Genomic DNA, 245 nt, shown 5'->3' with positions numbered 1-245 from the left:
ATAGCAGGAATAGGCGACGGTGACATTAAGACCCCATCATTAACAATCACAGGGTGGTCGTATCCTAAGCACGCCTCATCTTGTTGCAACCATGTTTCAAATAGAGCGCTTAACACGACACCGTAATCATGATGTGCGTGCCGTGTCAGTGCTTCGGCCGCATCATTAATAAATCCACGTAGAGGGTCAGGTCGAGGAACTTGGTACACCACAATTTGCTCTTCCCGCAACGGGCTTTCAGGGAC

1 protein-coding gene is annotated in these 245 nt (G+C 49.4%); it reads right to left on the bottom strand.

The window, feature by feature from the left end; genetic code table 11:
* A partial coding sequence (locus P8629_RS12495; protein ID WP_278166416.1) for an alpha-D-ribose 1-methylphosphonate 5-phosphate C-P-lyase PhnJ occupies positions 1-245 on the bottom strand: 245 nt, incomplete at both ends.

The organism is Hydrogenovibrio sp. 3SP14C1, from assembly GCF_029625905.1.
Lineage (GTDB): Bacteria > Pseudomonadota > Gammaproteobacteria > Thiomicrospirales > Thiomicrospiraceae > Hydrogenovibrio.
Note: the sequence above shows the minus strand (reverse complement) of the source record. Positions and strands in the feature narration are given on the sequence as shown.